At 70.4% G+C, this 6,297-nt stretch carries 7 protein-coding genes; 1 reads left to right on the top strand and 6 read right to left on the bottom strand.

Annotation, left to right across the window (positions count from 1 at the left end; all coding sequences use genetic code 11):
* The 4 genes from J0695_RS37435 to J0695_RS37420 form a co-directional block, all read right to left on the bottom strand.
* The coding region (locus J0695_RS37435) for an ArnT family glycosyltransferase (protein WP_206969219.1) at positions 1 to 922 on the bottom strand (922 nt) is incomplete at its 3' end.
* Positions 919 to 2,343, bottom strand: coding sequence for a bifunctional glycosyltransferase family 2/GtrA family protein (locus J0695_RS37430; protein WP_206969223.1), 1,425 nt, complete (start codon positions 2,341 to 2,343; stop codon positions 919 to 921). The genes J0695_RS37430 and J0695_RS37435, both read right to left, overlap by 4 nt.
* A gap of 40 nt (positions 2,344 to 2,383) precedes the next feature.
* Positions 2,384 to 3,892, bottom strand: coding sequence for a sensor histidine kinase (locus J0695_RS37425; RefSeq protein ID WP_206969222.1), 1,509 nt, complete (start codon positions 3,890 to 3,892; stop codon positions 2,384 to 2,386).
* 84 nt (positions 3,893 to 3,976) lie between these two features.
* Positions 3,977 to 4,714, bottom strand: coding sequence for a response regulator transcription factor (locus tag J0695_RS37420; RefSeq protein WP_277990087.1), 738 nt, complete (start codon positions 4,712 to 4,714; stop codon positions 3,977 to 3,979).
* Between the two features lie 95 nt (positions 4,715 to 4,809).
* Here J0695_RS37420 and J0695_RS37415 point away from each other — a divergent pair, with 95 nt between their 5' ends.
* Positions 4,810 to 5,346, top strand: a complete 537-nt coding sequence (locus J0695_RS37415; protein ID WP_206969218.1) for an NADPH-dependent FMN reductase — start codon at positions 4,810 to 4,812, stop codon at positions 5,344 to 5,346.
* On the opposite strand, the gene J0695_RS37410 is transcribed toward J0695_RS37415, so the two are convergent.
* Both J0695_RS37410 and J0695_RS37405 read right to left on the bottom strand, forming a co-directional pair.
* Complete coding sequence (locus J0695_RS37410; protein ID WP_206969215.1) at positions 5,343 to 5,717, bottom strand: antibiotic biosynthesis monooxygenase family protein; 375 nt, start codon at positions 5,715 to 5,717, stop codon at positions 5,343 to 5,345. The two genes, J0695_RS37415 and J0695_RS37410, sit on opposite strands and share 4 nt — an antisense overlap.
* Before the next feature lie 83 nt (positions 5,718 to 5,800).
* On the bottom strand, positions 5,801 to 6,297 hold a 497-nt coding region (locus J0695_RS37405; RefSeq protein WP_206969214.1), incomplete at its 5' end, for a DUF2797 domain-containing protein.

The raw sequence follows: 6,297 nt of genomic DNA, 5'->3' as shown, positions 1-6,297 counted from the left end.
CTCCGCCCCCGCCGCCGCCTCCCACGCTGCCGGTCTCGTCACCGCTGATGCGGCCGAGTCCGTTGTAGCCGAAGGTGAGGGAGAGGAAGGAGTTGTCCTGCGAGCCGCCGATGTACGGACGCGAGGACGCCGGCCAGAGCTCGACGATCGCGACCCACCAGCCGCCCGCGACGATCATCGCGAGTCCGGACAGGCCGAGTTGGACGAAACGCTTGCGGAGCTTGGTCGGTGCGAAGACCGCGTACACGATGGCGAGCGGCGGCAGGATCAGGAACGCCTGCAGGGTCTTCACGAGGAAGGCGGCGCCGACGGCGGCACCCGCCCAGAGGAGCCACTTGGTCTTGCCGTCGTCGAGCGCGCGCAGAACGAAGTAGACCGTGACGGTCATCAGCAGCGCGAGCAGCGCGTCGGGGTTGTTGAAGCGGAACATCAGGGCGGCGACCGGGGTGAGCGCGAGCACCACGCCCGCGATCAGACCGGCGGTGGCGCTGAACCGGCGGCGTACGGCGGCATACAGGACAGCCACCGTCCCCACGCCCATCAGTACCTCGGGGACCAGGATCGCCCAGGAGTTGAGGCCGAAGATCCGTACGGACAGGGCCATCGGCCAGAGCGCGGCCGGGGGCTTGTCGACGGTGATGGCGTTCGCCGAGTCGAGCGAGCCGAAGAACATCGCCTTCCAGCTCTGGCTGCCGGCCTGGGCGGCGGCGGAGTAGAAGGAGTTGGCGTAGCCGGAGCTGCTGAGGTTGAAGAGGTAGAGCAGCGCGGTGGCGAGGAGGAGGCCGAGGAAGGCGGGGCGTACCCAGCGGGCGTCCTCGGGGCGGCCGCGCCAGAGCCGGTGCGCGCGGGAGCCGCGGGGCTGCTGTGGCTCCTGTGTCGGGGCCTGGGCTGCTGGGAGCTGATCGTGTTCGATCGTGGTCATCGGGCGTGCCTCGGGTTCCGGGGGTTCGGGTCGTACTCGCGGTTCTGGTCGGGGCTGCCGGGACGGACGGCGTACATCGGTGCCGTCTCGTCGTCCCAGGGCTGCCTTTCCGCGCCAGAAGAATCCAGAGCAGCTCCGGCGCGGAACTCCTGCGAAAGGTCTGGCTGTTGGAGCTGTTCGTTACGCCGCTCCGGGAAAACCCAGATACGGAAGAGCAGGAACCGCAGCACCGTCGCCGCGAGGTTGGCGGCGATCAGCACGGTCAGTTCGGTGGAGTGCCGGGGATGGGCGGTCGCCGCGTCGAGTGCGGCGAGCGAGCCGCTGGTGAGAGCGAGGCCGATGGCGAAGACGACCAGGCCCTGGGCCTGGTGGCGGACGGCGCGGTCCGGTCCCCGTACCCCGAAGGTCAGTCTCCGGTTGAAGGAGGTGTTGGCGACCGCTGAGATCAACAGGGCGACGGCGTTGGCGACTTGGGGCCCGACGACCTGCCGGGAGAGGGAGTAGAGGACGAGGTAGAAGAGCGTCGAGAACGCGCCGACGACGCAGAAGCCGACGAGCTGGCGGGCGAGTCCGCCCGGTACACCGGGCAGTTCGCGGTCGCGCGGATCTTCCCCGAAGGGGCGTGCGAGCCGGTCGAGGGGGAGCGCGCCACCGCCCAGCGCCCGCCCCACGCGCCACACGCCCTTGAGGTCGTCGACGGCGGTCTGGTAGATGTGCACGGTCGAGTCGGGGTCGTCGACCCAGTCGACCGGCACCTCATGGATCCGCAGCCCGGCGCGCTCCGCGATCACCAGCATCTCGGTGTCGAAGAACCACCCGGTGTCCTGGACCAGCGGCAGCAGCCGCTGCGCGACATCGCGCCGGATCGCCTTGAATCCGCACTGTGCGTCACTGAAGCGCGCCTGCAGCGAGGAGCGCAGGATCAGGTTGTACGCACGGGAGATGAACTCGCGCTTGGGCCCGCGTACAACCCTCGAACTGCGGGCGAGACGCGACCCGATGGCCAGGTCCGAGTGGCCGGAGATCAGCGGGGCGACGAGAGGCAGCAGCGCGTTGAGGTCGGTGGAGAGGTCGACGTCCATATAGGCGAGTACGGGTGCGTCGGAGGCGGACCACACGGTGCGCAGCGCCCTGCCCCGGCCCTTCTCCTCCAGCCGGAAGGCCCGGACCCCTGGGAGGGTCCGCTCCAGACGGGCGGAGACCTCGGGGGTGCGGTCGGTGCTCGCGTTGTCGGCGATGGTGATCCGGAAGCCGTAGGGGAAGGTCCGTGCGAGGTGGTCGTGGAGTCTGACCACACAGGGCTCGAGGTCCTGCTCCTCGTTGTAGACGGGGATCACCACGTCGAGGACGGGGGTGCCGCCGGGGCCGACGGGGAGGTGTTCCCGGGCCGGCAAGGGGACCGAAGAAGAGTCGGTACGCATGACAACGACCTTCGCCAGCAGCGCTGTCACCCCTGTGTGGTCAGCCTGTGCCATGCCTGTGAGTCGCCGGAGCGTCGCCGCTCCGCTGTACGGGCAGCTGTACGGGCAGGTGTACGCCGAAGACGGTGCGCCCGGGTACGGACTGCACGGTGACGCCGCCGCCGTGGGCGGTGACGACGGCCTGGACGATGGCGAGCCCGAGGCCGGTGGAGCCCGCGTTCCGGGAGCGGGACGCGTCGCCGCGGGCGAACCGCTCGAAGACGTGCGGGAGGAGGTCGGCGGGGATGCCGGGGCCGTCGTCCTGGATCTCCATCAGGACCCAGGGGCCGGTGTGCTGGACGCGGGCGGTGACGGTGGTGCCGGGGGGTGTGTGGGTGCGCGCGTTGGCGAGGAGGTTGACCAGGACCTGGTGGAGGCGGGGGCCGTCGCCGAGCACGTTGGCGGGGTCGTCGGGGAGTTCGAGACGCCACTTGTGGTCCTGGCCGGCGGCGCGGGCGTCGCTGAGGGCGTCGACGACGAGGGGGGAGAGATCGGTGCTCTCGTACGAGAGCGGGCGTCCGGCGTCGAGGCGCGCGAGCAGGAGGAGGTCCTCGACGAGGCCGGTCATCCGGGAGGCCTCGGACTCGATACGGCCCAGCGCGTGACGGGTGTCGGGCCCGGTCTCCTCGCGCCCGCGACGGGTGAGTTCGGCGTAACCCCGGATGGAGGCGAGGGGCGTGCGCAACTCATGGCTGGCGTCGGCGACGAACTGCCGTACGCGCATCTCGCTCTCCTGCCGCACGGCGAGCGCCGAACCGACGTGCCCCAGCATCCGGTTGAGCGCGGCCCCGACCTGCCCGACCTCGGTACGGGGGTCGGCCTCGGCGTCGGGCACGCGCTCGAAGAGCGCCACTTCGCCGCTGTGCAGGGGGATTTCGGAGACGCGGGTGGCGGTGGAGGCGACGCGGCGCAGGGGGCGCAGGGCGACGCCGATGAGGAAGGTGCCGGCGACTCCGGCGGCGGCGAGGCCTGCGACGGTGACGGAGATCTCGACAATGATCAAGTTGTGCAGGGTGGCAAGGGCGTTGGACTCCGGGATGCCGACGACGATCGTGTTGCCGCTGTCGGTGATGAAGGACTCGAACCGGTACGAGCCGAGGCCGCCGGGCACGTCCACCGAGTGAGGCTTCCCGTCGCGGGGGACCGTGGCGATGGCGGACTTCTGCGCATCGTTGAGGTCCTTGGGCTCTATCTGGTGGTCGCTGGTGGAGTTCTGGCTGATGATGGCCTTGCTGACGGTGCCGTCCTGCAACAGGGCACCGATCGTGCCCGCGCTCTGACCGCCCCCGATGACGAAGTCCAGCGGCGCGGGCCCGTTGACCTTTCCACCCTGACTCCCGGGGCTGCGGGGCAGGCCGTCGCCCCTGTTGTTCTGGGGCATGCCCTGGGCGCGCTTGGTGATGTCCGTCAGCTGATTGTTCAGCTGCTGGTACATCGAGTCCTGGAGCGCGACCGTCGTCACCGTGCCGATCACCGCAGCCACCACCGCCACCAGCGCCACGACCGACATCACCAGCCGGGTTCGCAAGGACCACGGCCGGCGTCCGGTGGAGCGCGGCGAGCGGTGCGGGCGTACGGGAATCGCCACGGCCGCCTACTCCCCGGGCTTGATCAGATAGCCGGCGCCGCGCCGCGTGTGGATCATCGGCGTGCGTCCGGCGTCTATCTTGCGCCGCAGGTACGAGATGTAGAGCTCGACGACGTTGGCCTGGCCCCCGAAGTCGTAACTCCACACCCGGTCGAGGATCTGCGCCTTGCTGAGCACGCGCCGCGGATTGCGCATCAGGAAGCGCAGCAGCTCGAACTCGGTGGCGGTCAGGTGAATGGACGTACCGCTCCGCACGACCTCGTGGCTGTCCTCGTCGAGCGTCAAGTCCCCGACGGCCAGCAGCGATTCGCTCCGCAGCGCGGCGGTTCCCGACCGGCGGATCAGCCCGCGCAGCCGCGCGACGACCTCCTCCAGGCTGAAGGGCTTGGTGACGTAGTCGTCGCCGCCCGCGGTCAGCCCGGCGATCCGGTCCTCGACGGAATCCTTGGCGGTCAGAAAAAGAACCGGCACCTCGGGCAGCTCGCGCCGCAGCCGGCCCAGCACCTGCAGCCCGTCCATGTCGGGCAGCATCACGTCGAGGACAACGGCATCGGGCCGGAAGTCACGGGCGGTCCGCACGGCACCTGCCCCGTCGCCGGCGCTGCGCACCTCCCAGCCCTCGTACCGCAGGGCCATGGACAGCAGCTCGGCGAGCGAGGCCTCGTCGTCGACGACGAGCACCCGGACGGGGCTGCCGTCGGGCCTGAGCATTTCGGTACGCCCCTGGGGCGAGGTCGCGGTCATGGTCCTCACCCTGCGAGGCAGCCCTGAGAACTCCCTTTCGTGTACCTGTGAATTTCCTGAGAACGCCCCCGCCCTCGCTCGCCTACGCTCGCCGTATGCAACTCCTGACGCTCTCGGGCTCGCTGCGGACCCGGTCGACCAACGGCTTCCTCCTTCACGCGGCCCGGCTCATGGCCACCGCGGACGGGGCGGAGGTCACCACCGCGGAGATCGGCACGCTCCCGCACTTCAACCCCGACCTGGACGGCGAGGGCGCCACCGTGCCCGCCCCGGTGGCGGCCCTGCGCGAGGCGGTCGGCGCGGCGGACGCGGTTCTCGTCGTCAGCCCCGAGTACGCGCACGGGGTGCCCGGCACCCTCAAGAACGCCCTGGACTGGCTGGTCTCCAGCGGAGAATTCGTCTCCCGCAGAGTGGGCGTGATCACGGCCTCGCCCAGCTCCACGGGCGGCGACTACGCCAACGCCCAGCTCTGCGAGACGCTGCGCATGATGACGGGGACGGTGGTGGAGGAGGCCTGTCTGACGGTCGGCCTGATCGGCGGAAAGCTGGACCGCGAGACGGGTGAGATCACCGACGACCAGCTGACGTCCGAACTCCGGGCAGCGGTGAAATCCTTGACGACACCGTCCTAAGCGGAGCCGGAACCGGAGCCGGACCCGTCGCCCACCTCCCGCACCCACTCCCGGCTGTGCTCCACCTTCGCGATGTGGAGGGTGTAGCGCTCGTACCACTCGGTACGCCCCTGCTCCTTGGCGGCCGAGTGCTCGGCGTGCTGCTTCCATCCCCGTATGGACTCCGCGTCCCGGAAGTACGCGACGGTGATCCCGAGGCCGCCGCCGGGCGCGCGGGCGGATTCGTACCCGAGGAAGCCCGGCATGTCCTGCACCAGGGTGTGCATCCGCTCGGCGGTCTCCGCGTAGCCGTTGTCGCCCTCGGTCCGTACGGAGGTGAAAATCGCAGCGTAATAGGGCGGCTCGTAAGCCGCCACAGGCGTGTTGGTCATGACGCCAAGCGTTGCTCCTCACCTCCCCGCCCGTCCACGGACTTGCCGAACGGGATCCATCTCTTGACCATTCGGTCAGCTGCTCAGAAGAGCCCGTCCTGCACATCAGGAACCACGACGCCCCTCACCGGCACGCTCACCTCCCCCACGGCCCGCTCCACTCCCCACCCCCGCATCAAACGCGTATCCAGGACGACAACGCCCCCGTCGGCCCCCTCCAGATGCAGATCGGGCCCGGCGGCAGCCACGAGCCGCCCGGCGACGACACCCCCTGGCACCAGCTCGCTCACGACGCCCCGCGCCTCGGCAAGCCCCTCAAGCCCGAACACCCGCGCATGATCGATGACTTCACACTCCACCCGCTCCAGGGACTCGGGCCACCCCGTGACCCCCACGGCCCTCGCATGCAACGCCACCACCTCGGCGGCCCGCTCCTCCACCCCGGGCAACCGGGCCCGCACCGCGCGCTTCTCCGCGTACGGAACCCGGTCAGGCACCCCCAGCGCGGCCCGCAGCACTTCCTCACTGCGCCGCGCGGCCATCAGGGGCCCCCGCCCCACCCAGCTGAAGGCGACGGCCC

The sequence above is a fragment of the Streptomyces beijiangensis genome (genome assembly GCF_017315755.1).
Classification (GTDB): Bacteria; Actinomycetota; Actinomycetes; order Streptomycetales; family Streptomycetaceae; genus Streptomyces; species Streptomyces beijiangensis.
This window is presented reverse-complemented; position numbering and strand designations above follow the sequence as displayed.